The sequence below is a fragment of the Phaeodactylibacter xiamenensis genome, assembly GCF_000759025.1.
Taxonomy (GTDB): Bacteria; Bacteroidota; Bacteroidia; order Chitinophagales; family Saprospiraceae; genus Phaeodactylibacter; species Phaeodactylibacter xiamenensis.
In genome coordinates this window covers 1-23,803 of the sequence record NZ_JPOS01000013.1, presented here as the reverse complement: position 1 = coordinate 23,803, position 23,803 = coordinate 1, and the positions used below count along the sequence as shown (strand labels likewise).

The 23,803-nt window shown below is 49.3% G+C and carries 22 protein-coding genes and 1 pseudogene; 8 read left to right on the top strand and 15 right to left on the bottom strand.

The features are described from left to right. Positions 1-223 precede the first annotated feature (223 nt). From IX84_RS05725 to smpB, 3 genes are all read left to right on the top strand, one after another. Positions 224-1,675 (top strand): helix-turn-helix domain-containing protein, encoded by a 1,452-nt coding sequence (locus tag IX84_RS05725; RefSeq protein ID WP_238578233.1) that lies wholly within the window; start codon positions 224-226, stop codon positions 1,673-1,675. Between the two features lie 92 nt (positions 1,676-1,767). Beyond that, positions 1,768-4,080 carry a S9 family peptidase gene (locus tag IX84_RS05720; RefSeq protein WP_044217415.1) on the top strand — a complete coding sequence of 771 codons (2,313 nt, stop codon included), beginning with the start codon at positions 1,768-1,770 and terminating at the stop codon, positions 4,078-4,080. Positions 4,081-4,207: 127 nt separating this feature from the next. Next, positions 4,208-4,678: an SsrA-binding protein SmpB gene (gene smpB / locus IX84_RS05715; RefSeq protein WP_044217413.1), complete on the top strand. Its 471-nt coding sequence runs from the start codon at positions 4,208-4,210 to the stop codon at positions 4,676-4,678. Positions 4,679-4,705: 27 nt separating this feature from the next. Here smpB and IX84_RS05710 read toward each other — a convergent pair whose 3' ends face one another. Then, a complete protein-coding gene (locus IX84_RS05710; protein WP_044217411.1) occupies positions 4,706-5,374 on the bottom strand; it encodes a metal-dependent transcriptional regulator in 669 nt (222 codons plus the stop codon). A gap of 192 nt (positions 5,375-5,566) precedes the next feature. Between IX84_RS05710 and IX84_RS05705 the strand changes: the two genes are divergently transcribed. The 3 genes from IX84_RS05705 to IX84_RS05695 all read left to right on the top strand — a co-directional run bounded on the left by IX84_RS05705 (position 5,567) and on the right by IX84_RS05695 (position 8,323). Further along, positions 5,567-6,931, top strand: coding sequence for a serine hydrolase (locus tag IX84_RS05705; protein WP_160213673.1), 1,365 nt, complete (start codon positions 5,567-5,569; stop codon positions 6,929-6,931). Positions 6,932-6,999: 68 nt separating this feature from the next. Then, positions 7,000-7,722: a hypothetical protein gene (locus IX84_RS05700; protein WP_044217407.1), complete on the top strand. Its 723-nt coding sequence runs from the start codon at positions 7,000-7,002 to the stop codon at positions 7,720-7,722. Positions 7,723-7,732: 10 nt separating this feature from the next. Beyond that, positions 7,733-8,323, top strand: coding sequence for a hypothetical protein (locus IX84_RS05695; RefSeq protein ID WP_044217405.1), 591 nt, complete (start codon positions 7,733-7,735; stop codon positions 8,321-8,323). 51 nt (positions 8,324-8,374) lie between these two features. Here the strand turns inward: IX84_RS05695 and IX84_RS05690 are convergent, their stop codons facing one another. The 5 genes from IX84_RS05690 to IX84_RS05670 all read right to left on the bottom strand — a co-directional run bounded on the left by IX84_RS05690 (position 8,375) and on the right by IX84_RS05670 (position 12,980). After that, positions 8,375-10,480: a prolyl oligopeptidase family serine peptidase gene (locus IX84_RS05690; RefSeq protein WP_044217403.1), complete on the bottom strand. Its 2,106-nt coding sequence runs from the start codon at positions 10,478-10,480 to the stop codon at positions 8,375-8,377. Positions 10,481-10,638: 158 nt separating this feature from the next. Continuing rightward, positions 10,639-10,884, bottom strand: a complete 246-nt coding sequence (locus tag IX84_RS05685; RefSeq protein WP_044217402.1) for a hypothetical protein — start codon at positions 10,882-10,884, stop codon at positions 10,639-10,641. 98 nt (positions 10,885-10,982) lie between these two features. Beyond that, on the bottom strand, positions 10,983-11,777 hold the full coding sequence (locus tag IX84_RS05680) for a glucose 1-dehydrogenase (protein ID WP_044217400.1): 795 nt from the start codon (positions 11,775-11,777) through the stop codon (positions 10,983-10,985). A gap of 75 nt (positions 11,778-11,852) precedes the next feature. After that, positions 11,853-12,209: a tRNA-binding protein gene (locus IX84_RS05675; RefSeq protein WP_044217398.1), complete on the bottom strand. Its 357-nt coding sequence runs from the start codon at positions 12,207-12,209 to the stop codon at positions 11,853-11,855. A 96-nt stretch (positions 12,210-12,305) separates the two neighbouring features. Then, the gene (locus IX84_RS05670) at positions 12,306-12,980 is read right to left on the bottom strand and encodes an OmpA family protein (RefSeq protein ID WP_044217396.1); all 675 of its coding nucleotides are present in this window, start codon (positions 12,978-12,980) and stop codon (positions 12,306-12,308) included. 117 nt (positions 12,981-13,097) lie between these two features. Here IX84_RS05670 and IX84_RS05665 point away from each other — a divergent pair, with 117 nt between their 5' ends. Continuing rightward, positions 13,098-13,571 carry a hypothetical protein gene (locus tag IX84_RS05665; protein ID WP_052515790.1) on the top strand — a complete coding sequence of 158 codons (474 nt, stop codon included), beginning with the start codon at positions 13,098-13,100 and terminating at the stop codon, positions 13,569-13,571. 12 nt (positions 13,572-13,583) lie between these two features. Here the strand turns inward: IX84_RS05665 and IX84_RS05660 are convergent, their stop codons facing one another. The 8 genes from IX84_RS05660 to IX84_RS05625 form a co-directional block, all read right to left on the bottom strand. Continuing rightward, the gene (locus IX84_RS05660) at positions 13,584-14,525 is read right to left on the bottom strand and encodes an alpha/beta fold hydrolase (RefSeq protein WP_052515789.1); all 942 of its coding nucleotides are present in this window, start codon (positions 14,523-14,525) and stop codon (positions 13,584-13,586) included. 69 nt (positions 14,526-14,594) lie between these two features. Further along, on the bottom strand, positions 14,595-15,494 hold the full coding sequence (locus tag IX84_RS05655) for a nucleotidyltransferase family protein (protein ID WP_044217394.1): 900 nt from the start codon (positions 15,492-15,494) through the stop codon (positions 14,595-14,597). A gap of 65 nt (positions 15,495-15,559) precedes the next feature. After that, a complete protein-coding gene (locus tag IX84_RS05650; RefSeq protein WP_044217392.1) occupies positions 15,560-16,243 on the bottom strand; it encodes a hypothetical protein in 684 nt (227 codons plus the stop codon). Further along, entirely contained in the window at positions 16,244-17,005 is a 762-nt protein-coding gene (locus IX84_RS05645; protein WP_044217390.1) for a cyclase family protein, read from the bottom strand. 20 nt (positions 17,006-17,025) lie between these two features. Further along, a complete protein-coding gene (locus tag IX84_RS05640) occupies positions 17,026-17,913 on the bottom strand; it encodes an NAD kinase (RefSeq protein ID WP_044217388.1) in 888 nt (295 codons plus the stop codon). 89 nt (positions 17,914-18,002) lie between these two features. Next, a complete protein-coding gene (locus IX84_RS05635) occupies positions 18,003-19,406 on the bottom strand; it encodes a POTRA domain-containing protein (RefSeq protein ID WP_044217387.1) in 1,404 nt (467 codons plus the stop codon). A 91-nt stretch (positions 19,407-19,497) separates the two neighbouring features. Further along, entirely contained in the window at positions 19,498-20,076 is a 579-nt protein-coding gene (locus IX84_RS05630) for a hypothetical protein (RefSeq protein ID WP_044217384.1), read from the bottom strand. Then, positions 20,076-22,079, bottom strand: coding sequence for a zinc-dependent metalloprotease (locus IX84_RS05625; RefSeq protein WP_044217383.1), 2,004 nt, complete (start codon positions 22,077-22,079; stop codon positions 20,076-20,078). The genes IX84_RS05630 and IX84_RS05625 overlap by 1 nt, the downstream gene beginning before the upstream one ends. Before the next feature lie 508 nt (positions 22,080-22,587). On the opposite strand from IX84_RS05625, the gene IX84_RS30730 reads away from it, so the two are divergent. Further along, complete coding sequence (locus IX84_RS30730; protein WP_152604935.1) at positions 22,588-22,845, top strand: HTH domain-containing protein; 258 nt, start codon at positions 22,588-22,590, stop codon at positions 22,843-22,845. A 324-nt stretch (positions 22,846-23,169) separates the two neighbouring features. Here the strand turns inward: IX84_RS30730 and IX84_RS33285 are convergent. Then, positions 23,170-23,803, bottom strand: a pseudogene (locus IX84_RS33285) (hypothetical protein); the annotation flags it as partial.

Genomic DNA, 23,803 nt, shown 5'->3' with positions numbered 1-23,803 from the left:
CAGGATGTTAAAGAAGGGGTTGAGGCGGTTGCTGAACAGTAAAAGCCCGTTTGTGTTCAGTGGAACAGAAATATAGACCTGGTATTTCCTCTGGTCAAAAGCGTACAGCCTGCCTTAGTTACCCTTGTACAGGAAATGTTTTGCGAAAATTCGCTAAAAACTCCTATTTTTGATCTCTATGAGCAGTAAGACCCAAAATGAGCGAATACTTTTCGGATTGAAAGTGAAGCAGTTACGCCAGTCAAAAGGCTTTTCCTTTGCGGAGCTTTCCAGGGAGTCAAAATTATCAGTCTCTTATCTGAATGAGATTGAAAAAGGAAAAAAGTACCCGAAGCCGGATAAAATTGAGACCCTGGCAGTTGCGCTTGGGGTACCGAGAGCAGACCTGACCTCCTTCGAGCTTAGCAAAAGCATGGCACCGGTCGGAGAATTGCTGCAGTCGAATTTCCTAAACGAGCTGCCCCTTGATCTTTTTGGCATAGAGCTGTCAAAAGTAGTGGAGATCATCGCGAACGCTCCGGTGCGGGTGGGGGCATTTATTTCCACACTTTTAGAATTGTCCAGGAATTACGCGCTCAAGGAAGAGAATTTTTACTTTGGGGCCCTACGTGCCTACCTGGAACTGCACAACAACTACTTTGAAGATCTGGAGGAAGAAGTAGGCCGTTTCATAAAGCTTTATGAAATACCCGAGGCCCGCCCCATCCCGGAAGCCACGCTGCGCCAAATCCTGGAAGACCGCTTTCACTATGAAATTGTGGAAAACGGGCTTGACCCTTACCCGGAGCTCAAACCACTGCGGTCCGTATTTATCAGCAAAGACAAGAAACTGCTGCTCAACCGAAAGCTCAGCCCCATGCAGCGGGCTTTTCAGTTTGGTAAGGAACTGGGCTTTGAAGTGTTGCAGCTGAAAGAACGGGCAAGTACTTCTTCCCTGCTCAAAGGGCGGGTGTTTGAAGAGGTGATCAACCATTCCAAAGCCATTTACTTTTCCGTTGCCCTGCATATCCCCCACGATCCTGTCATTGCGGATATGAGAGCCTTCTTCGCTCAGCCTAAGTGGGACGGGGAAGCCTTCCTGAGTATCATGAAAAAGTACGAGGCGACTCCCGAAATGTTTTACCACCGCCTCACCAATATCCTGCCCCGTTTCTTTGAGATGGGAAAGCTGTTTTTTCTGCGTTTTCTGCATGATCCGGAAGAAGACATATTCGAAATCGATAAAGAACTTCACCTGAGCCGGCGCCACCATCCACATGGCAATGGCCTGTTCGAGCATTACTGCCGGCGTTGGGTGGCTTTGTCGCTGCTTAAAGACCTTTTTCAGATGCAGCGGGAGGGGAAATACGTCGACAATATTGTCCGTGCACAACGGTCCAGGTATATGGGTACGGCTGATGAGTACTTTTGCCTGACGATTGCCCGGCCTGCTTACCCCTCACCCGATCAGAACGTCAGTGTAACAATTGGTATTCTGATCACCCCGGAGGTGAAAAAGCGGATTGCCTTCCTCGAAGACCCAGCCATTCAGTTCCGCGAGGTCAACAAAACCTGCGAGCGCTGCCCGGTACCGGACTGTGCAGAGCGTGCCGCGGCTCCCAAGGTGGTCACCCGCAGGGAAAACCTGAAGCAGATTCAGGCCCGCCTGCAGGATCTTGAAGGGGCGGCGCACTGACATTCCCAATAGTAGACCCCCGGTTTGAAGAGCAATCCCTTTGGAATTCCCTATTTTCGCAACGTTGAATTACATAAAAATCCAATCCCGATATGAAGAAAGTAGTATGGTTCATGTTATTCCTGCCTGTTTTTGCAGGATTGCACGCCCAAAAGGATATCACCCTTGAGGGTATTTGGAAAGATTACGAGTATGTGGCCAAGTCTGTACCGGGCTTTAACTTCCTGAACGATGGTAAGCATTACACCCGTCTGGAGGATAACAAGGTACAGCAGTATGACATCACCACCGGTGCCCTGGTCACGACCATTTTTGACCCGGCTACAGTTCGGGACAATAAAGACTTTACCGGACAGGTAGATGGGTACGAATTTAGTGCCGATGAGTCGAAAATGATCATCCGCAGCGGGACGGAGCCTATCTACCGGCGCTCTGTGAAAGCCAATTATTTTGTGTATGACCGAAAGGCAGGTACCCTCACCACCGTTTTTGAGGAGGGTAAGCATAGCTACGCCAGTTTTAACCCTCAGGCTGACCGGGTGGCGTTTACTTATGAAAACAACCTCTACTACCGCGATTTGTCTACCGGCAATGTGACACAGGTGACTACGAATGGTGAGCAGAACAAAATCATCTATGGTTCTGCAGATTGGGTATATGAGGAAGAATTTGGCTTCGCTAAAGCCTTTTTCTGGTCTGAAGACGGGCAACGCCTGGCCTATTACCGGTTTGATGAGCGGGAGGTCCCGCAGTTTACAATGACCAACTATCATGACGACCTCTACCCGGATTACGAAACCTTTAAATACCCAAAAGTGGGTGAAAAGAATTCCGTTGTGGATATCTACATTTATGATGTGCGGCAGGCTAAGTCGCTCCCGGTTGTGCTGGGCGAGGAAAAAGACATTTACGTCCCCCGCATCAAGTGGACCAAAGATTCGGACAAGCTTTGTGTTTACCGGATGAACCGCCATCAGAACCAACTGGAGCTACTTTTGGCTGATGCCCGCTCCGGTGAGACCAAGCTTTTACTGAAAGAAAAAAACGATTACTACATTGCCGAAAGCGTACTGGACAACCTGATGTTTCTGGAGGATGGCAAGCGCTTCGTCTGGAGCAGTGAGCAGGACGGCTGGCACCACATCTACCTTTACAGCATGAAAGGGAAGAAGCTGGAGCAAATTACCAAAGGCGAATGGGAAGTAACTGAGCTCTATGGTGTCCATGAAGCAGAAGGCCGCATATACTATCAGGCCGCTGACAAATCCCCCATGGAGCGGCAGGTATACAGCATCGGGCTCGATGGCAAAAACCGTCAGATCATCGCGGGGGCCTCTGGTTGGAACAGCGCTCAGTTTAGCAGTACTTACGATTATTACGTGGGGCAATTCTCCACAGCTAATGCACCGGCTACCTACACCGTTTATGACAAGAAAGGCCGCACGCTTCGGGTAATCGAAGAAAATAAAGAGCTGAAGACCAAACAAATGGAATATGGTACACAGCCAGTTGAGTTTTTCAGTTTCGAAACATCAGAGGGCGTGGAGCTCAATGGCTGGATGATCAAGCCCCGTGATTTTCGTGAAAACCGTCAGTACCCGGTCTTCATGTACCTCTACGGAGGCCCGGGCAGCCAAACGGTAACGGATTCCTGGAAAGGCATGAACTACTGGTGGTTTCAGATGCTGGCGCAGCAGGGCTATATCGTAGCTAGCGTGGACAACCGGGGTACCGGTGCACGGGGAGAGAAATTCAAAAAAATGACGTACCAGCAGCTGGGGCATTACGAGACGATTGATCAGATTGAGGCCGCCAGGTATCTGGGCAGTCTGCCTTATGCTGATGAAAACCGCATCGGTATTTTCGGCTGGAGCTATGGCGGGTACATGTCCTCCCTTTGCGTGCTCAAGGGCAATGATGTCTTCAAAGCCGGCATCGCTGTCGCTCCGGTAACCAATTGGAAGTGGTATGACACTATTTACACCGAGCGCTACATGCGGACCTATAAAGAGAACGAGTCCGGCTACCGGGACAACTCACCGGTGTACTTTGCTGACCGTCTGAAAGGGGACTATCTGCTGGTGCATGGTATGGGGGATGACAACGTGCACTTCCAGCACACCGCTGAAATGGCGAATGCCCTGATTGCCGCCAATAAGCAGTTTGATACCTATTTCTACCCAAACCGGAACCACGGCATCTACGGCGGTAACGCCCGCCTGCATCTGTACCGGAAAATGACGGACTTTCTGGAAGAGAGTCTGGATCCGGGAAAGAATATGATTGCGACCCGTCCGGGGCAGTCTCTCCGTAAGCAGAAAATGCTAAAAGCTAATCCGAATATAAAGGTGGCTCCCGCAGAAAAAATGGCGCCCTTGCAAAAACAGAAAGCAGCAGAACAGTAGCCGCATTGAGGATGCCGGAGGTGACCGTGCGTCATGGCTTTGTGCTGTGGCGCACGGTCCGCTTTCAGGTGAACTATTCGGTTTTCATTGTGGTTAAACTAATTGGACTCGTAGAAAAACCGGACGAATGGGCATAAGAAAGACTAAGGAACACGACGTAGAGATTATCAACCGCAAAGCAGGCTTTGAGTATCGCTTTTTGGATACTTTTGAGGCAGGTATCATGCTGCACGGTACGGAAGTGAAGTCTATTCGGAAGGGCAATGCCAATCTTCGGGATGCCTATTGTTTTTTCAGAAAGGGAGAGTTGTACATCAAAAGCCTTTTCATCGCGGAGTATGAGCACGGCAATATGTTCAATCATGAATCCCGCCGTACCCGAAAACTACTGCTCAAGCGCCGGGAGCTGGGCAAACTGGAGAAGCAGCTCAAGGAAAAGGGGCTGACGATTGTCCCTATACGCCTGTACATCAATGAGCGGGGGCTGGCTAAACTGGAAATAGCGCTGGCTCAGGGTAAGAAGGTCTACGATAAGCGGGAGTCCATCAAGCAGAAAGATGTTAATCGTGATCTGGACCGGATAAAGAAAATGTACTAATCTCACTCTTCTAAACAACCGCCAGGCTTACCCAATTTCCTTCTGTACGAAAAGGTGCTGGCTGACTTTCTTAGTAAGTAGCTGTTCCCGGTCCGCGCCAATCCGCACTCTTACCGATTCATCGTACTCGAAGCATTCCAGTATTTCCACCTGTGTGCCCAGAATGAGCTGCATGCGGTCGAGGTACTGCAAAAACCCCGAAGTGTGGTCATTGACTCCTACGATTGCGCCCTTTTCTCCCGGTTTCATTTCGTTGAGCAGGACCTGGCTCCGCTGAGCAAAGTTGCCATCGGCATCCGGTATAGGGTCGCCGTGGGGGTCAAACTTGGGCAGGCCAAGGTGTGCATCGAGGCGCTCTACCAGTTTAGGCGACTTGATATGCTCCAGTTGTTCGGCAATCTCATGTACCTCATCCCAGGAAAAAGACAGCTTGTCCACCAGAAAAACTTCCCAAAGGCGGTGCTTTCGGATCAGGTGGGTGGCAATGCGCTGCCCTTTGTTGGTCAAGGTAGCCCCTTTGTAGCGTTCATAGTGGATAAGGTCCTTGTCAGAGAGGCGTTTGACCATATCTGTGACCGAGGCAGCACTCGTGCTCATTTCTTTTGCAATAGCGTTAGTGCTGGCCGCTTTATTCCTGCGCTCAGAAATTTTAAAAATGGCCTTCAGATAGTTTTCTTCCGTGTGTGATATTTCCATATTGGTTAAGAGCTGTCGGTATTGAAACAATCCAAACGGAATACCGTTGATCTTTACCGGGCTTGTACATAAATTTACGGTATGTTGTTTTTTCGGCACTTATATTGCCGAAGCGAAAAAATTACTCATCCGACTGGTTTATTGGCAAGTTCATATTTGTATATTGCACATTTCAATTTTCCCGGCGGCTTTATGAAAAATAAGAGAAATTGGCGACTTCTGCTAGCATCACTGCTCTTTTCAGGGCTGGCTTTTGCATTTTCCGACCCCTTTAATCCCCCGCCGATATTCCTTGCGCCTCAGGATGGGACCATAGAAGTTCTTACAGAACAGCCTTTTGAGCTGGACATTGAAGTGGAGGATATTGATAACGATATTTTGAATATCCGGGCAGAACATCTGCCGGAATGGATCACCTTCGACCCCTACCTGCTTCAACTTTACGGGCAGCCGACACGCCTGGACCGTGGGACTTACTACATTACCATCAAAGCTGATGATGGGCGGGAGGTACGCTCCAAGCGGCTCGAACTTAAAGTGAAATACGGGCATTCCGCTCAGCAACACCTCGAAGAGACGGTGCGAGCCACCTGTCAGGAGCGGCTAGCCAACCTCAAAGGGGTTTCCGCCGCAGTGATCGGGCCGGATGGTCAGTTGTCTACTGTGGTCCACGGGCACAGCGATGCTGCCCGCCGGTATGCACTGGAGCCCAATCATCGGTTCAGAGTAGCTAGTGTCACTAAGCTTTTTACCTCCACCCTTATCATGCGGCTGGTCGAGTTCGGCTATTTTGAGTTGGATGACCGCCTGGCGGAGTACCTCGAAGTGCCGGGCCTGCCTAATGGCAAAAGTATTACCATCCGACAGCTACTCAGCCATACAGGAGGTGTGATCGATCACCTCAACCACCCCTCCTTTTACCGCGGCAACTGGAAATACCGGACCTGGGACGAAGGGGATATTTACCGCTTTGCTGCCGTCCGAAGTCCCCGGTTCTCCCCCGGGCAGGGGTACGACTATTCCAATACCGGATTTTACCTGCTCGGAGAGCTGGCGGAGGCGGTACTGGAAAAGCCATTGAAGGATGCCTTCCGGGAATACATCTTCACACCTGCCGGGCTTAATCAAACGATTTACGATGACTTCAGCGACCGCCGCCACCGCATTGACAGCCTGGCGGATAACGGCCGGGCTTATGAATACCATCTTTCCGCAGTCGGTGCAGCGGGGGCTATCGTCGCCACACCCGCGGATGTCGCGCGTTTTGGGCATGCACTTTTTAAGGGCAAACTGGTCAGCGCACAATCCCTGGAGCTTATGCAGCAGGACCTGGGCTACGAACAAGGCGGTGACCACTACGGGCTGGGTATGCGCATGTGGGACGACCACGGCATCAAACACTTCGGGCATACGGGTGCCCTGATGGGCTACCGCTCTATTCTCATGTACCTGCCGGAATACGAAACGACAATAGCCCTGTCCACCCACCACAGCCATTACCGCTGGTATGATCTGGTGAATGATGTGTTGCTGGAAATGGCGGATTACTATAGGTAGCAGTAAGGCCTTAACAAAACAACATTGTGTTATTGTTGGCGTTTTACTGTCAAACAACCCCTTCGATCATGCAAATTAGCACGCTCATCTTTGCTCTGGTCGGTCTGTTAGCCCTTCCGTTATCAGCGCAGTACCACAGTCCTTTCTCCATTTCAGCAGGCGCGTATCTCAGTATCGGCTCTTGGAGTCGAGAATCCGACTATGGCCCTGATGCCGCTAAGCAACTGCCAAGTCTTGAAGATGGCCCCGGTGTACAGGTTGCTGGCAGGTGGTTGCCCATGGGTAAATCTCTTGGAGTGTCTGTAATGGTGGGTTTTCAGCCCGCTCAGGCAGCAGTCGGGGATATGTATGACAGGCTTGCTCAGGTTAGGCATGAGGCGGTTTCCAATGCAGGTAGTGATTGGTGGCTTCTGGGCGGCCCAACTCTTCTGCTAAGAGAAGGCCCCAATGGTGACCGGGTCTTTTTTAATCTGCTTGGCGGTTATCGTCAGGTTAGAATGGAGGATATTACAGAAACGTTTATTAGCTTATCAGACCTGAAGTACCGGGAGAACCTCTATCGGTTCACAGGCGAAGGAGGGTGGATGATTATGCCAGGAATCTGCGCAGAAGCCCCCCTCTTTGGTCCAGTCAGTTTGCAGGTCTCTGCTAATTACACCTACGCCGAAGTAAAACAGCGGGTAGAGCGGTTAAATGTTTTTGGACCGACAAGGCCCTCGGTATATCCTCAACAATTGACGCTCCGGCAGCATGCATTTTTTGGGACACTTGGCTTTACGGTTGAACTTTAAAAACTTGATTATGCGACATTTCGTTTCTTGCCTGCTCCTTGTCCTGATCGGATCGGGGTGCGTTCAACTTACTACTGACTACGATAGTACCTCGTATCCATCAGAAGAAGACTTTCTTGCTAATGACACCATCGCCTTTTTTCTCAATGATTTTCTGTGGCTGCCTCTTGGGAACACATCCGGATTCAAGGGATGGTCTGCTGGTAGCCCGAATACCTTTCAGTATCAGGCAAGTTATGATTCCACTGAAAATACCTATAGTTTTCGCCTCTTCCCATTTATGAACATTCGATATGAAGGGGAAAGAATTTTCAGTCAAAGCATGGATACGGAGATACTTAATGTCCCTGAGGAAGTGGTCCGGGAAGGGGGGACTGTGTTATTAGACGGAGCTGAAGGGCGGATGATGCAACTGGATGATGCAGTCAGAAATGAGGGATATTTGAATACCGAAACCCATACGGTACGGGTACTATTTCTCCCAATTGACCCTGCCACTAACCGGGTGGAAGCTCTATTTGATGGAGAAGTTGTTGCCCGCTTTGATGATGCTGACGTCTTTACAGTAAGAGACGGGCGTGTCACTATGTTTGTAGAATAAGGTTGACTGCGGAACCCGAACGTACTCAGGCTCCGCAGTCAGGGATTAAACTTACTCTTCCATACCGAGCTCCCGCATCATAAACCGGTACCGGTGTTCGTAATAATCAATCAACTGATCCGTTGATTGCCCGGAGCCGTGCCCGCTATCATAATTGATGTAAAGCAGAATCGGGTTTTCCTGCCCCAGGTTATTTTGCAGGGCCGCGGCAAACTTTTTGGCATGCAATGGGTCGACCCGGGAGTCATTTTCGCCCGCCGTTACCATCATCGTAGGATGGTCTACGCCCATACGGATGTTGTGGTAAGGCGAGTAGCGCAGGATATTTTGGAAATCTTCCTTTTTGTCCGGATCTCCATATTCCGGAATCCAGTACCGGGCAATGAGAAATTTGTGAAAGCGGATCATATCCAGCAGCGGTACGCCACAGATGGCGGCTTTAAAGAGGTCAGGCCGCTGCGTTACTACAGCTCCCACCAGCAGGCCACCGTTGCTTCCCCCTTCAATGCCCAGCTTTTCAGTGCTTGTATAGCCTTCTTTGATCAGGTACTCACCGGCTGCGATAAAGTCATCAAAGGTATTCTGCTTTTTGAAGAGCATGCCGTCTTCGTGCCATTGCTCCCCGTACTCATCACCACCCCGAAGCCCAGCGTGCGCGAACACTCCTCCCCGGTTGATGAACATCGCCCGCATGCCAATAAAAGAGGGCGAAATACCGATATTGAACCCACCGTACCCGTAGAGGACCGTTGGGTTGTTCCCATCAAGCTCCAACCCTTTTTTGTGGACCAGGAACAGCGGTACTTTGGTGCCATCTTTGGAGGGGTAGAAGACAATCTTGGCTTCAATCTCATCGGTATTGATGGGCACATCCTGCTTGTAGTACAATTCCCAGTTCAGTTGCTTTTTGTCCAGGTCCTCCGGGTCAAGCCGGTAAATTTGGTAAGGGCTGGTGAAGGTGCTCAGCCCCACGAAAATGGCATCCACATCGCGGTTGTAGCTTACGGATGCGACGTTGCCCACCTCTGGGGCAGGAATCTCTTTGATCTTTTTACCCTTGAGGTCGCGCAGCACCATCCGGCTTAGGACGTCTTTCTTTTCTACGGTGATCAGGTAATCGTCAGTGACGGCATAGCTCTCCAGCACGATGTCTTCCCGTTCCGGCACAAGCGTTGCCCAATGCTCAAAGCCCGGTTTTTTCTGATCCGCGACCATGAGCTTAAAGTTGGGCGCTTCGTGGTTGGTGTAGAAGTAGATTTTGCCATCAATGGCGTAAGGGGAAGCCCGGAATTTTTGGTTGGCATAGATTTCCACCGGCTCATCGTCGGAGCCCGTCTGCTTCATGCGCAGGGAGTGGGTAGCGTAAAAGTCACCCTCACTGTAGAAGGTCAGGTCGGCGTAGCGGGCATCGCTCACGCTCGCTGTATTTTTGGAATCTTCAGGCACGAGCAGGGTGATGTCCTCCGAGCGGTCACTGCCGATCTTGTGAAGGCGTACTTCGATAGGCTTTTGCGCATCGATCATTTCCTGTGTACGCACCCAGATGTAGGCGTGTTGCTCGTCCTTCGTCCAGGAAAAAGCACGCAGCCCCTCAACAGGGTTGCCAAGCACCTTGCCCGTCTGCGTGTCAATGATGTAATAGGTGCTGATTTCCGCCCCTTTGGATTGCATGCCTACAGCTACCCGGCTGCCATCCTCTGTAAAGCTGCGGCCCGAGAGCGATGACTTACCGGAGGGGTCAATGGCTTCCGGGTCGAAAAGCAGCAATTCTTTCCCATCGATCAGCGTGTAGAGCTTAGATTGCTTTTCCCCCTTTTTGCGGCGGGTGAAAAACTGCCGGTCAGCTACCAGTTGCATGGGGCTCTCGATATCCCGGTCGATGTAAGCCTGAATCTCTTCCCGCAGTCCCGGAATAGAAGGGCATTCCGTATCGATGTAATTCAGCGTGGCATCGTGTTGTGCCCGCGTCCATTTTTGGACCTCCGGGTCAGTTTTGTCTTCCAGCCAGCGGTAAGGGTCCGTAAGGCGGTAGCCGTGAAGGGTGTCAGTCACCGGGCGGGATTCGGTATGCGGGAAAATGAATTGTGCGTGTGCCTGTTTCATACCTGCAAAGGTAAAGAGAAACAACAAAGCGGGTTGTAAATAGATCAGCTTCATATTGAGCGTCGTGGTTTTGCAGGCAATATACGGCAAATGAGGGGTTCAAAATTGCAAAAAGGCTTGCTCCTGCCCGTTACCGGACAAGAACAAACCTTTCTTGCAGGGCGAGCAAAGGCGGTTCGCTCCAGCCCTGCCCCTAATCGGCAATCATAATTTTATAAGCTATAGTCTTCTAAACTTCTTACCGGTGGCCGCCGCTTGACGGAACGATCAGGGGGAGCATTAAACCCTTCCCGTTGTGCTGTAGAGTACAGTTCAAAAATCCAGGCGGCACCGCCCAGGAATATCAGGTTGCCAATGATACCTAAGTGTCCGGTCAAAACAAGCGCCAGCCATATACCAATGACAGCTACGCTGATGACCGCAAAAATTGCTCGGAATGCTTTGGTTTGGGTGCGCATAACTGTAAATTTTTAATTCAGTTTCAAGGTATAGCAATTCACAGGTTGGCGCTATGATTTTGGCTACTTCGGGTGATGAGAAAAGTCATTCTGCTGCCTCACTCCGGCCGTGCTTCACTTCCTGCCAAAATTCCTCCGTCAATGTGCAGCTCAGTGCCGGTGACGTACTTCGATTCATCAGTAGCGAGGTAGAGCGCGGCGTACGCCACATCCTCCGGCTCACCAAATTTGCCGAGGGGAATGCCTGCCTCCACATTTTTTATGATTTGTGCTCTTTGTTCTCCTTCGCCGAGCATGGCATCCCACATTGGAGTCATAATGGCGGCCGGGTGGATGCTGTTGCAGCGGATACCGTACCCTTTTTCTGCACAGTACAGGGCTACGCTCTTGGTGTGGTTGCGGACAGCAGCTTTGCTCGACGCATAGGCTACAGCACCCGGTATTCCCACAATCCCACTGCGGGAGGAGATGTTGATTATGCTGCCCCCGCTTGTTTTCATCAGCCCAATACCGTATTTGCAGCCCAGCATAGTACCCGTGCTGTTCACCCGGTGTACGGTGTCCCAGGTGCTTAGGTCGGATTGCTCGGGGTCAAAAGGGCCGGGTGCTTCCAGAAAACCGGTGATGCCGGCGTTGTTGACCAGGACTTGCAGCGAGCCGAAGTGCTGCCGGATATAATGGTCTGCTGCCTGCCAGTCCGCTTCTTCCCCAACATCAAGGTGGAGGTAGTGCGCCCGCTCGCCCAGCTGATCAGCAATGGCCTGCCCTTCTTCATCACGTATGTCTGTGAGCAATACCGTGGCGCCTTCGGCGTGAAAAACGGTAGCGATGGCTTGCCCGATGCCCCGGGCGGCACCGGTGATGAGTGCGGTTTTGTCTTTTAGTCGTGCCATATTTTTTCTTCAAAGATAGCGGAGATGCCTTCCAGAGTCGTGCGAAAATGAAAAACCGTACCTCTTCTGTAGGCTTTAGCTTATCCGCAGCCCGTTAGGTACGGGCAGGTCGGTATTTAGCAAAACCACCCCGCCCGCTTCGCCCACCGCGCCCAGCACCAGGCACTCGCTGATCATATTGGCAATTTGCTTGGGGGGGAAGTTGACCACTGCAATAACCTGCCGCCCCAACAGCTCTTCAGGCTGATAGTGGTCTGTGATTTGGGCAGAGGTCTTGCGCTCGCCCAGCGGGCCAAAATCAATATGCAGGATGTAGGCGGGCTTCCGGGCCTGTGCATTGGGGTAGGCTTGCAGAACAGTGCCCACGCGCATGTCCACTTTCGTGAAATCGCTCCAGGTGAGGGGGCTATCGGAGGCATTAGGCTGAGACATAGTCAATGGATGGTTTCCTACAAAAATAGGCTCCTGCATGGAAATTCCATGAGGAGCCTGTCTAATCTTGAGTGGAAAAGAGCAATAAGGTAGGCTTTATTCACCAATTTCCCCTTCCTGGGCGGCTTCCTTGAGGTCTTCATTTGCAACGATAGCTACCTCCACCCGGCGGTTTTCCTGTCGCCCGGCAGCGGTTTCGTTGGTGGCCACCGGCTTTTCCTCTCCATACCCTCTTACGGTAAACCGGCTGGAGCTCACATTTTGCTTGGCGAGGTATCCGGAAACGGAACGGGCGCGGCGCTCGGATAGCCGCTGATTGTAACTGTCTGTTCCCTGACTGTCGGTATGCCCTTCAATGATGATGTTAGTCTCATCGTACTCCTTAAGGGCATCAGACAACTCGGTCAGGTTTTCTTTGGTCTCCGCCCGGAGCTGATAGGAATCGAGGTCGAATAGCAGCCCGGAGTCAAAAGTAATGAGAATGCCCTCGCCTACACGTTCCACTTCGGCATCTTCAAGGTCTTCTTCAATTTCTTCGGCTTGCTTGTCCATGTAATTGCCAATAAGGGCGCCGGCTGTACCACCTATGGCAGAGCCGATAATAACGCCCGCAGCGGTATTGTCCTCCCCGCCAATAACACCGCCGATGACGCCCCCGGCTGTTCCGCCAATCACGGCACCTTCTGATGTTTTTGTGGTATTGCAGGCTGCACCAAGCAGCAGGCTAAGGGCTAGTACAGGTACCCAGAAAAATCGAATTGTTGTTTTCATGGTTCAATAGGTTTATTTGCTGTAAAAGGCGTAGATCTCAGTGATGTTCGTTTGTGGGCTGTTTCGAACACCAGCTACAACTTTCAGTTTCTAAAGCGAATGAAAACTGTATAAACCATGAACCACTTGAAAAAAGTAACACTGGCTGTTTTTGCCTTTATGTTCTCAATGGCCCTACAGGCTCAGGACCGTAATCCGGGCTCTGTTGGTATCGGTGCGCAATTCGGGCAACCGACCGGGCTGAGCGTGAAAGTGTACAACCCCAATGGCATGTCAACCGATATCCTGGCAGCCTGGGACTTGAATGATTTTTTCTTCCTCAATATCCACGGACTCATAGAAAACCATATCGGGAGTTCCGGACGCTTGCACTATTTTGTAGGGCCAGGTGCCTTTGCGGGCATTCGTGACACCGGAGGGGAGTCCCTATCGGATCAGGATTTTGAAGCTGGTATTAGTGGCAATTTTGGCCTAAATATCATTTTCGGTACCATTGAAGTCTTTGGGCAGGTGACTCCGCGCCTGAAATTGACTGATGGCACAGCCGGTGCCGTAGGTGGAGGCGCAGGTATTCGTTTTTATCTGCCATAACTTGGCGCTCATTTACTTTTTAAACCCTTCGATCCTGGTACGCTGAGCTACCGCCTCCATGAAGTTGTGGATGGCATCAAAGTAAACTCCGGGCTGGTCAAGCCAACCGTAATGTCCGCATTCCGGTATCAGGACCAGGGTGGAATTGGGGAAAGCCTGATGGGCCCTTTCCCCAATTTGGGGTATAATGACATCCTCTTTTCCCTGAACAATCAATACCGGCTTATGAAAATCACTGGCTGCGGCTTTGGCATCGTACCCAATCCGTTGCAGGTCCTGCCAGATCAACTGGTTGATGCGCATATTACCCTGCGCCAGCCGTTCCGCCACCTGAAGGGCATATTGGTCATCATAAACATAGGCAGTAGCCATAAAAAAACGCCGCTGTTGTTGTGCAGTTTGTGTTGTGTCACCGGCTTGAAGCTGTTCTGTCCAGTATATAAAGGAATCCCGCTGGGTTTCCGTCATCATGCGGGTGATATCATAATCTTCAAGCAGCCCCAGATCAATACCCCCGGACGCGGAGGAAATCAGAGCTTTAACTGCAGCCGGATATTTGGATAAATAGTAATTGCCGAGTATGCCGCCAAAGGAATGGCCAAGGATGGTCCATTGCTCTAATCCAAGGTGGATACGCAGCGCTTCAATATCGGCCGCCATCAGGTCCATCGTCATATTGTCAGCAGTGATCTTTTCCATTTTAGACCGTCCCGTACCCCGCTGATCATACAGGATGGCCTGATAATCTTCACTGAGGGATTCAGCCAGTGCCTGAAAGCCTTTGCTGTTGAAGCCCGGGCCACCGTTGATAATGACCATTGGCGTTCCTGATCCGTAAATTTCGTAATATATATTTACGCCTTTGGACGGGGCAAACCCGCTTTTGGATTGTGCATCAAGGAATAGCCCGGTAAGCAGGAAAAGAGAAAAAACAAAAGATCGCTTAGCAGTCATAACAGGTGATTTTTCTGAAAGCTAAGCGATCTTAGGTGTTAAGAGCGGTCAATTATTGCTAAATGCAGACTACTTCCACAGGTGCTTAGGGTACTGGCCTTCTGCCGTCAGTTTGGCGAAAGCTTCCTGTACCATGGGTTTGTCTTCCTGGTAAGTCACGCCGTACCAGCGCTCCGCATTAGGGATGACAGTGAGGTCAATTTTACCCTCATTGATCAGGCGGTTGATGACGAGCGGGATGTAAAACTCCGCACGGGGCTGATCCCGGTGCGCTTCTACAAACTCGATGAAGTGCTGCCGGGTGACCTCAAAAACGTTGGGATGGAAACCCCAGAAGTTCATGGACACCAGTGCGTCCGGGCTTAGCGGGTGCTGTCCGTCATTTTCTTCGTATTCAATGCCATTGGGCGTGCGCTGAATTTTGTGGCGCTCCACCACATCGGTCAGGTGGCCGGCTTCGTCTACTTCACATACACCCCGGTTGACATGGCCAGCGTCGGAGAGCGTCTTGTCCAGTTGGTAGCCAATCATGCTGTAGTGGTCCGGTGCGCAGTCGTTTTTCAGGAAGTCTGCCATTGCCTTGAAGCTGCTGATGCCGTAGTAATCATCGGCATTGATAACGGCGAAGGGCTCGTTGATTTTGTCGTGAGCGACCAGCACAGCGTGGGCTGTACCCCAGGGCTTTTCCCGTTCAGGGAGTTCGCTGATGCCCTCCACGGGGGTATTGATGGCCTGAAAGGCATACTCGATTTTCACCTTATCGTCGAACTTGCCGCCGAACTTTTCGCGGAAAGCCTCCTCAATATCTTTACGGATGACAAAGACGATTTTGCCAAAGCCGGCGCGGATGGCATCGTAAATGGAGTATTCAATGATCACTTCTTCGTTGGGGCCAAGGCCGTCGAGCTGTTTGAGGCCACCGTAGCGGCTGCCCATACCGGCTGCAAGGATAAGCAAAGTTGGTTTCATGGATTTTTGCTGCGAATATAGTGGGAATCACCGGCATTGCCAGCCCGAAAGACGTTAAACCGGTATTACTTTTCCTGCCGGAGCAGTTTTTCGCGGCGGATTTGCTGTACCATCCGCTCTACCCGTTGTTCTACCCGAAACCGGTGCCATAACAGCCCCCCGACCAGAGACAGACAGCCAATGCCGAAGATAGTATTCCGGGAGCGTTCCACGAGGCCAGTGTGCATCTCATAAAAAGGACGGACGAGCAGCACTTCGATAGAAATCACCAGTGCGGCAAGCAGGAAAAGAAAAATAGCCGTGGCTTTGGCACGTTCCAGGAAGGCAGGCTCCATCCGGCGAAGGCATTTTTTGAGAAAGCCAATCGCGTCATTGTGGTAGGGGTCAATGCGGATAAGCTGCAGCAGAATATAATGGCACTTTTCGTATTGCAGGCATTGGAAGTGAGAGGCAGCTTTTCTAAAAAGCAGCTGTTCGTACAGGCTTTCACCGGGGGGGCTTTCTACGTTTTGCACAATCACCTCCTCAATCGCCACATTGACCATTAAGAGATGTTTTTGGTGGAAGCCCACCTCAAAAAGGCTGTTGACATAAGCCACCAGCATCTCAAAGTACTCCTCAAAGTCCAGCCCGCGAATCGTGTCCTCCCGGTCTTCGTAGAAATGGATAATACGCCGGTAGTTGGTGGCCTCAATCCCTTTGAAGTCACGGAAAGTTTTGGAATGGTATGTGGACTGATAAAATGGCATCTATTCGAAGCGTTCTAAAGCGTACAGAACCGGCTTGCTCGGGCTGGCGTCGATTTCAAAGCTGGCCACCTGAAGGTTCAGTAAGTATAAACCATCCCGGATGGAATTGTTTACGTAAATCAGCTCAGTTATGGTACAATGTGCCCTGGGAGCCTCCGGATATTGCCAGAAAGCCCGGTGCCCGAGTAGCTGCCCGCCATCCTCTTCCCGGTCTACAGAGGGCAGGTCGAGCAGCAAATGTTCAACGCCCCGTTCCACGAGGTAGCTAATGGCCTCGTGGTGCAGATAAGGCGGATTGGCTCCGGAGTAGTTGGTGATCATTTTGAGGTCATCATTGGGCAAGGTACGAATGATCAGGGCGGTCGTGGGCGGATGTGCTCCAAGCAGAGCCTCAAGTTGTTCCCGGTAGATTACCCGGTCTCCCTCATCAGTTTTGGTGGGGAAGACGCTGATAAGCTGGCCTGGAAAGTGGAATTGTTGCAGGCACTGATTGATAGTGTAGGTCTCCTTTGCAATGTGCCCTACACATTCAGTATGAGTGCCGTTGCCGTGTGGCGTCAGGCGTACGGTGAGGAAGTTAACCGGGCCGCCTTCCTGTGTAGACCCGATGAAATCACCGGCTACTACGGGGCTGTGTTCCATAGGAGGGGCATAAAAACAATTGACTGTTTCCAGTCCCGCTTTGAGTGGGATAGCAATATCGAGTGGCTGTTGTAAGTCAGTGCTGTAGGTCTGTCCGTTCAGTTGCAGTGTGGTTTGCATGGGAATTGTGTTTTAGAGTGTTACTCATCATTTCGCGTATCTGATCCCCAGGCGAGCTTTTGCCGGATTGTGTCCATAAAGCTGACGTCATGAAGCTGTACCAGGCGGATACCAAAGTCGTTCTTACGGACGGCCAGCTGATGGGCTGCCGTGATCGTCTCGAAGCGGGAGTCCAGCGTGCAGAGGAAATTTTCTGCCCGCCCTTCAATTTCAAATGAAATGACGGAGGTTTCTGAAATGACAATGGGCCGGACATTAAGGTTGTGCGGAGCTACAGGGGTGAGGACAAAGTTGCCGGAATTGGGGAAAATAATGGGGCCGCCGCAACTCAGGGAGTAACCGGTGGAGCCCGTTGGTGTCGCCACAATGATACCATCCGCCCAGTAGGAGTTGAGGTAAGCCCCGTTGATGAAGGTGTGAATGGTGATCATGGAGGAGGTGTCTCGCTTGAGCAGCGTGATGTCATTTAGCGCAAAGCGGATTTCCCCGAATATGGGCAGGTTGGATTCCAGGTAGAGCATGGAGCGTTCCTGTATGCTGTACATACCACGCTTGAGCAGTTTGATGGCGTCGTGAATGCGCTTTTTCTCAATACTGGCCAGAAAACCGAGCCGCCCCAGGTTGATCCCCAAAATAGGAACCTTACTGTCACGGATGTGGGTAGTGGCGGCCAGAATCGTGCCATCGCCTCCCAGGGTGATAAAGAAATCGAATTTATGGGTGGTAAAGTCCAGGTAGCCTCCAAAGGTGCCCACTTGTGCCGGCAGGCGGATTTCTCCCTTTAGCTGCTCCAGATAGGGGGCATAGACGTAAGCGTGGATGCCTTCCTCATGCAGGGCATCGAAGAGGTGCTGAATGTGCGGGATGTCTTTTTCCTTGAGAACTTTGCTGTAAACGACTACTTGCATCTTCTGGAATGATTCTAAAAGCCCTGGAGTTTTTATAAGGTAACACCAACAAAGTTGACAAACCTGAAGTGGCTGCTCTTTGAGCCACACTAAATATTCATGCTAAGGTGTAAAAATAACCCTTTTTCCATCAAATCGTTGAGGCTGTATTGGATTTGGATCACTTTGTCGTAGTAGAGCACGATGTCGAGCCCTATGCCACCGCCCCATAGCAGACGGTTGCTGTGCGGGTTGTCGGGGCGGGCGTAGGGGCTGTTGACGTAGCCCAGGTCGTTGTTGAGCGAGAGGTTAAGTTTGATGGGCATGCGGCGGAGTTGACTAATTGGCATAAGTTTACCAAAGTTGAAATTATACTCGGCAAAACGAAAACGAAGGCTCGATTTGCCCATCGCCATGTCCATGCCATCGATGACATAGTATTCCCATCCCCTCATGGTATGCCCACTGAAGCCCAGCCCCCGGTTGTCCTGATAGGGCTGACGGGAGCGGATGATGGACAGCTTGGTGCGCATCACCAGGCCCAGGCTCCAGCGCTCGCCCCAGGGGATGTATTTTCCGTAACCGGTGAAAAGGGTAAGCCCGGAGCGTTCCCCAAAGAGGCCCAGGCCCTCTTTGAGGAGGCTGCCATAGCAAAATGACCCCTCCCATGGATAGGGGGCCACGTCCCGGTTTTCGTGGAAGTAGTTGTAGCGCAGCGCAAAGTAGCGGATGCGGTGCCGCCCGTCCAGCAGATAGTCCGGGTTGAGGTCCAGGGCGATTTCGTCTCCGATGCGCTTTTGCGTGAAGCTAAGTTCCAGATCGTGATAAGATTGTAGCTGTGGCCGGAAGGTAATGCCTGCTTCACCGGTAAACCGCTCGTAAATGAAACCTTCTTCTGACCGGAAAAACTGCTGCCGGCTATCGGTTGTGCGGTAATTAATCTCCCGGTTGCGCCAGTAGCCTACCCCTGCGAAAGCGCCCAGGGTTTGGGCTTTGTTGAGGTAGGGCATGCTGTAAGACAATGCATATTTGCGCGTGTAGCCATACTTCACCGATCCTTTGAGCTTGTCTTTGCGCCCGGTGAGGTTGATGTGGGCAAAGTCCACACCGTAGTTGGTGCGGTCAAGCGAGCGTTTTTGGTCTACCCACCAGACATTGAAGTTGCGGTCCGCCAGCTCAAACACCGGAATAGGGTAGAGGTACCACATCTCTTCCACCGTGACCAGCAGCTGGACTTCATTGGTCTCCCCCTTCCAGGCTCGGTAGCTGATCTGCGCCCGGTTGAACAGCCCGGTGTTCATAATCATCTGTTCGGACCAGGTAATCTTCTGCGGCAGTTCCTCCAGGAGTATCGTATCCCCTTCCTGTATGGACATCTCCCGCAGGATGATTTCCGAGAGTGTCTGCTTGTTGCCGGTCACAGCGATGGAGTCGATGTACACTACCTCCCGGTCACTGCTCCATGCATTGAAGCAGCTCACCAATCCCACAGTAAGCAAAAGAAGGCGGATCATGATGGACAGTGTTCTCTGGCTTGGGCGCAGGCCGAGGCACGAGGCTTGTCGCACAAGCTTTGTTAGCCACAGTATTCTAATCTACTATTAACTAAAATTTCTCTACTTTAAAGCTACCACACTTAATATTCATTGAATCTGGGGCATGAGTAACAAAACTAGATACATTACTCTCCGGGAATCGTAATTGAAATTGTCCATATATTAGGCTTGTATCTGCATTGTAACCATCAATTAATAAAAAATCCAAAAATGTGAATGGTGCGTCAAGCATAAAGTCAAACCCTCCAACCGGAGTATTTCCTTCCAAATAAATATATCTAGCACTTGCGAAATTAGTTGGATCGCTACTGCTAGATCGCTTCCCTAACCAGATAGTATCTTGTAAATTAATTCTCGATTTTTCTAAGACGAATCTTAGTTCACCGCGAATTCCATTTATATCTGGATCACCAAATATTATTATCAAATCATCTTCGGATAAGGGGCTAATACCTACAAAACTGGTCGTCCAGCACTCTCGATTTAGTAATCCACTACCGTAAAATTCATCTTCGATCATACAGTCCACTTCACTACAATCAACTTTGCCTGGCATTGGTTGCAAATCATCATCTTGACAACAACCCCAAAAAACAACTAGTACGACAAAAAAAATCGAGCCCTTCATTATCTAACAATTATTAGCGGTGAATAAAAGTTACTATCTCTACTCATTACTACAACTAAATAGAATCCAGGAGGGACATTACTTAGTTCATAGGACTCTCCAAGATTCTTTAAGCCATAACTTATTCCCTGTGTTGATAACAGAACTACATCTAAAGCCCCCATATTATTTCTTGCCTCAGCAGTTAGAAATAAGCGATCATTAGCAGGGTTAGGATAAACTAATTCATCAGAATGGCTTATAGTATTTATATCAATATCATGATTTTTGATAATCTTCTGACTAACACTATCATTTAATTTTTCCGGAGGAACTCGAATATCATCTGGACTTATTTCCAAATTATAAGCACTCCAATTTTTTAGCTCTATAAAACTGATACTTGTATCCGGTTCTTCTGAACAAATCGCAGTTAATCTGATATAACCTACAGGCATGTAGGGGTGCACCTCATCCCTGTACAAAATTGCATCTTCATCCGTTGATAAGTTTTGATAAGTTGCTCCATAATCCCAACTTATCTCCCAGCAATAATGAACTTCACCATCCAAGCATCCCCAATAATAAGAAGAATATAAATAGTACCCCTCTGAAGCATAACTTACATTCGTCGGTCCACTCGCAAAAGCATTGAAAGCTGGATCTTCAAAACCACCATCTACCCTACCCCCAAACAAACTAACTACACAGGCTGACCAAGAAATTGCTTGAGCATTATTATGTACAGGAGAACCCGTTGTTTGTCCATTATATTCTCCCTCTGGATTGGAAAAGCGAAGCACTCTTGGAGCTATTTCTATGCTATCCGAATCACCATTCATAATGGTACTCTTTATTGCTCCATTTTTACAAGTTACCACACCTCCTACTATAGTTGGAGAAGCGCAAAATATTCGGGCATTCGCAAATTCGTGAAAGTCGTTCCCTTTTAAATGTCTACAACCAAGTAGATGTCCTACCTCATGGGCAAAAGTTTGTGAACTTCCAGCAGCTTCAATTACACTGAATGCCATATTATAGTCTAACGTATCTGTCGCACTTTCCATTTCATTAACCGTTATTGCAATCCCTTCTAGATCAACTAACTGTCCATTAGATGGATTAACTGCGGTCATATCCTTATCCTGAAATAAGATAACTAAGTCAGCATTTAGATTATCTCGAAGTTGAGAATCTGCAGTAACACTAATAGCTAGATCATTTACAGCTTCAATAGCATCGCTGTTTTCTTCATAATCATTCCATATTTCCACTCCAACCAACTCCGCTGATACACTTACATCAGGAATATTTGACTCTGACAATGCCGTATTCAAGTCTATTACTCCAAGTTCTGCCAATTGTTCAGGATCAAACCCTGCATCAATGACCTCTTGGGTATACAATACAAGTATCGTAATAACAGCCTCACATCTCTCTTCACCTCCTCCTCCAGTTGGTCCAAAGAAAACAGGATCTTCAGTTGTAGTACCATGTCCATTCGCTATTTCATTAACGAATTCACCTACAATACAAGCATTGCTTAATGCTTCAATGTCTACCTCAACCAATAATTGGTCATCTTGATATATCGTATTAAGATCCTTAATGATAAAGTAGCGATTTCCAATATTTATACTTCCAAATTTTTTGCTCCTTTTTTGAACAAAATTTACATGTCCTATTATTTGATTAGCTTCATCAATAATATCTCCAGTCCAAATATAATCTGTTAGAGAAAAACGTTTTGGCATATTGACTACTGCTCTTATAGGAGTTTCTATACCTGGTAAATTGAATCTTAACTCCCCAAATGATTGGAAGTCCCAAAGGTTGTTCAGTCGAATTGGTGTAACATGTAAATTACGACTGTCATTTACCTGCTTGTAATATAAGTCTGAAAGTGCACCTTGAGACAAGAATGAGCTTTCTGACAACGGTTCAATGAAATCAGATTGAGCATTCATAATGTTCTGATAAAAAACGGCTAATAAAATTGCAATTGAGAGCGCAATGTATTTCATAATTCATCTTTTTCTTTAAAAATCAATGGATTTACTTAATTGTAGGATAAGATATTAAACTTAACTCATCACAAAGAAACTGTATCTTAAGAAGTTGTAAGGTATGTCCCTAGACTGTACCCAAATTGTGGCTAACTCTGGGGTATGCGTAGTTTTCTGTTTAAAGCTATGCCCTCAATTTAAAAGGTTTTAGGTAGGAAACAAAAATAAATAAGCAGCGGGTAAGGCAGCGGGTAGAATTAAAAAAATCCATCTGCCTTGCACTTTTGAAGGGAAATCTGTAAATTTAACAATGTTAAACACAAAAGCGCACTCTAACTAACCCGTTTTACGCCGCTCTGTCTGATCATCAGATTGGCATCAAACTACATTAATTGCACGAATCCAGGAACTGGGCTTTCAAAGAGTGTGAGAACACTCATTGAGTTGCTCCTGCATTGCTTTTGCCAGGATTGTACTTGTGCAATGGCATAAAAAAGAATTGCGCAAACCCCTTAATACCAAAAAGATGAAACTAATCGCTCAACTTCAACACTTAGATCGCCTGGATCGCCTGATCCGGCGCAAAGCCACAGGCTGTTCTGATCAGCTCGCCGCCCGCTTTGGCTGCAGCCGCCGTACCATCTACAACTACCTGAAAACGCTGCAAGAACTGGGGGCAAAGGTCAGCTACTGTGACCAACGCCGCTCCTATTATTACGAAACGCCATTGCCGGGAGACCTGCACGGGCTGCTTTATCCGGGTGAGGCGGGGGAGGAGGAGTGATTTAGTAGGCTTTTTGTTAAAAACTTCAAAAAAAATGGCGGGAAAATTGGGGAGTGCAAAATTTTTGCACAATCTGCACTTATGTTTGTAGGGCAAGAGGAAAATGCTGATGTCTGCTATCCGTATGGACGCGACTGATGAGCAACGAAGTGCAGGATAAAATTTGCCGCTCGGTGGTCATTGAGCATATTTCCGACAGGCTCCCAGAAAGGGCGATGCTGAAAACCCTGCCTAAAAAGGCAAAATAGAGTAGGCACTTTAACCTCAAAATTTTTAATCATGAAGCATTTGATTTGAGTGCGTGACAAAAAAGCGGGGCATCTATTATGCCGCCATTTTCCGGAGGCGGATTTTGCGTTCTGAGCCAACGACAAACTGGACAAAATCCTCCATGTCGCCATTTAATTTTACAGCTCTTAGATCCATCACTTTTTGGGCACTGTCGCTGCTCCACCGCATGCCGCTCTGCTCCATACGCTCTTTGACCAAATGCCCACAAGTGGACTCTGCCATAGCTGAGCTTATGGGGTATCCCTTCTTGATAAAAGCCAGATAGTCCATCTTATGCTGATGGTTGGTAAAATAGGTAATGGCTTTGTTCAGCTGTTGGCTTTTACTTTTGGATAATTTTGTCTTATCCCGGATAGCCACTAAATCATCAATGACTTTTTGCGTTTTGCTGTTGAGCAAGTCCGTGAGCATATCCCTGACCCAAGGCGTGCGCAGCTTGGACTGCTCGCCAAAAACCGCAGTCGCGGCTGCCCAAACATATTCCAGCACATGGATAATATCCAGGATAATGCCATCAAAGGCATCTTCCAAACCGTATTTTTTGACCGCTCCCAAGACTTTGTCCTCTAGCCCGATGCCTGCGTCAATAGGGACAACGAAGCGGCTGTCTGTATGGCTAATCCGGTTTTTGATGTCCTGTATCCCATAGTCCACCGCCTTGTCCTGG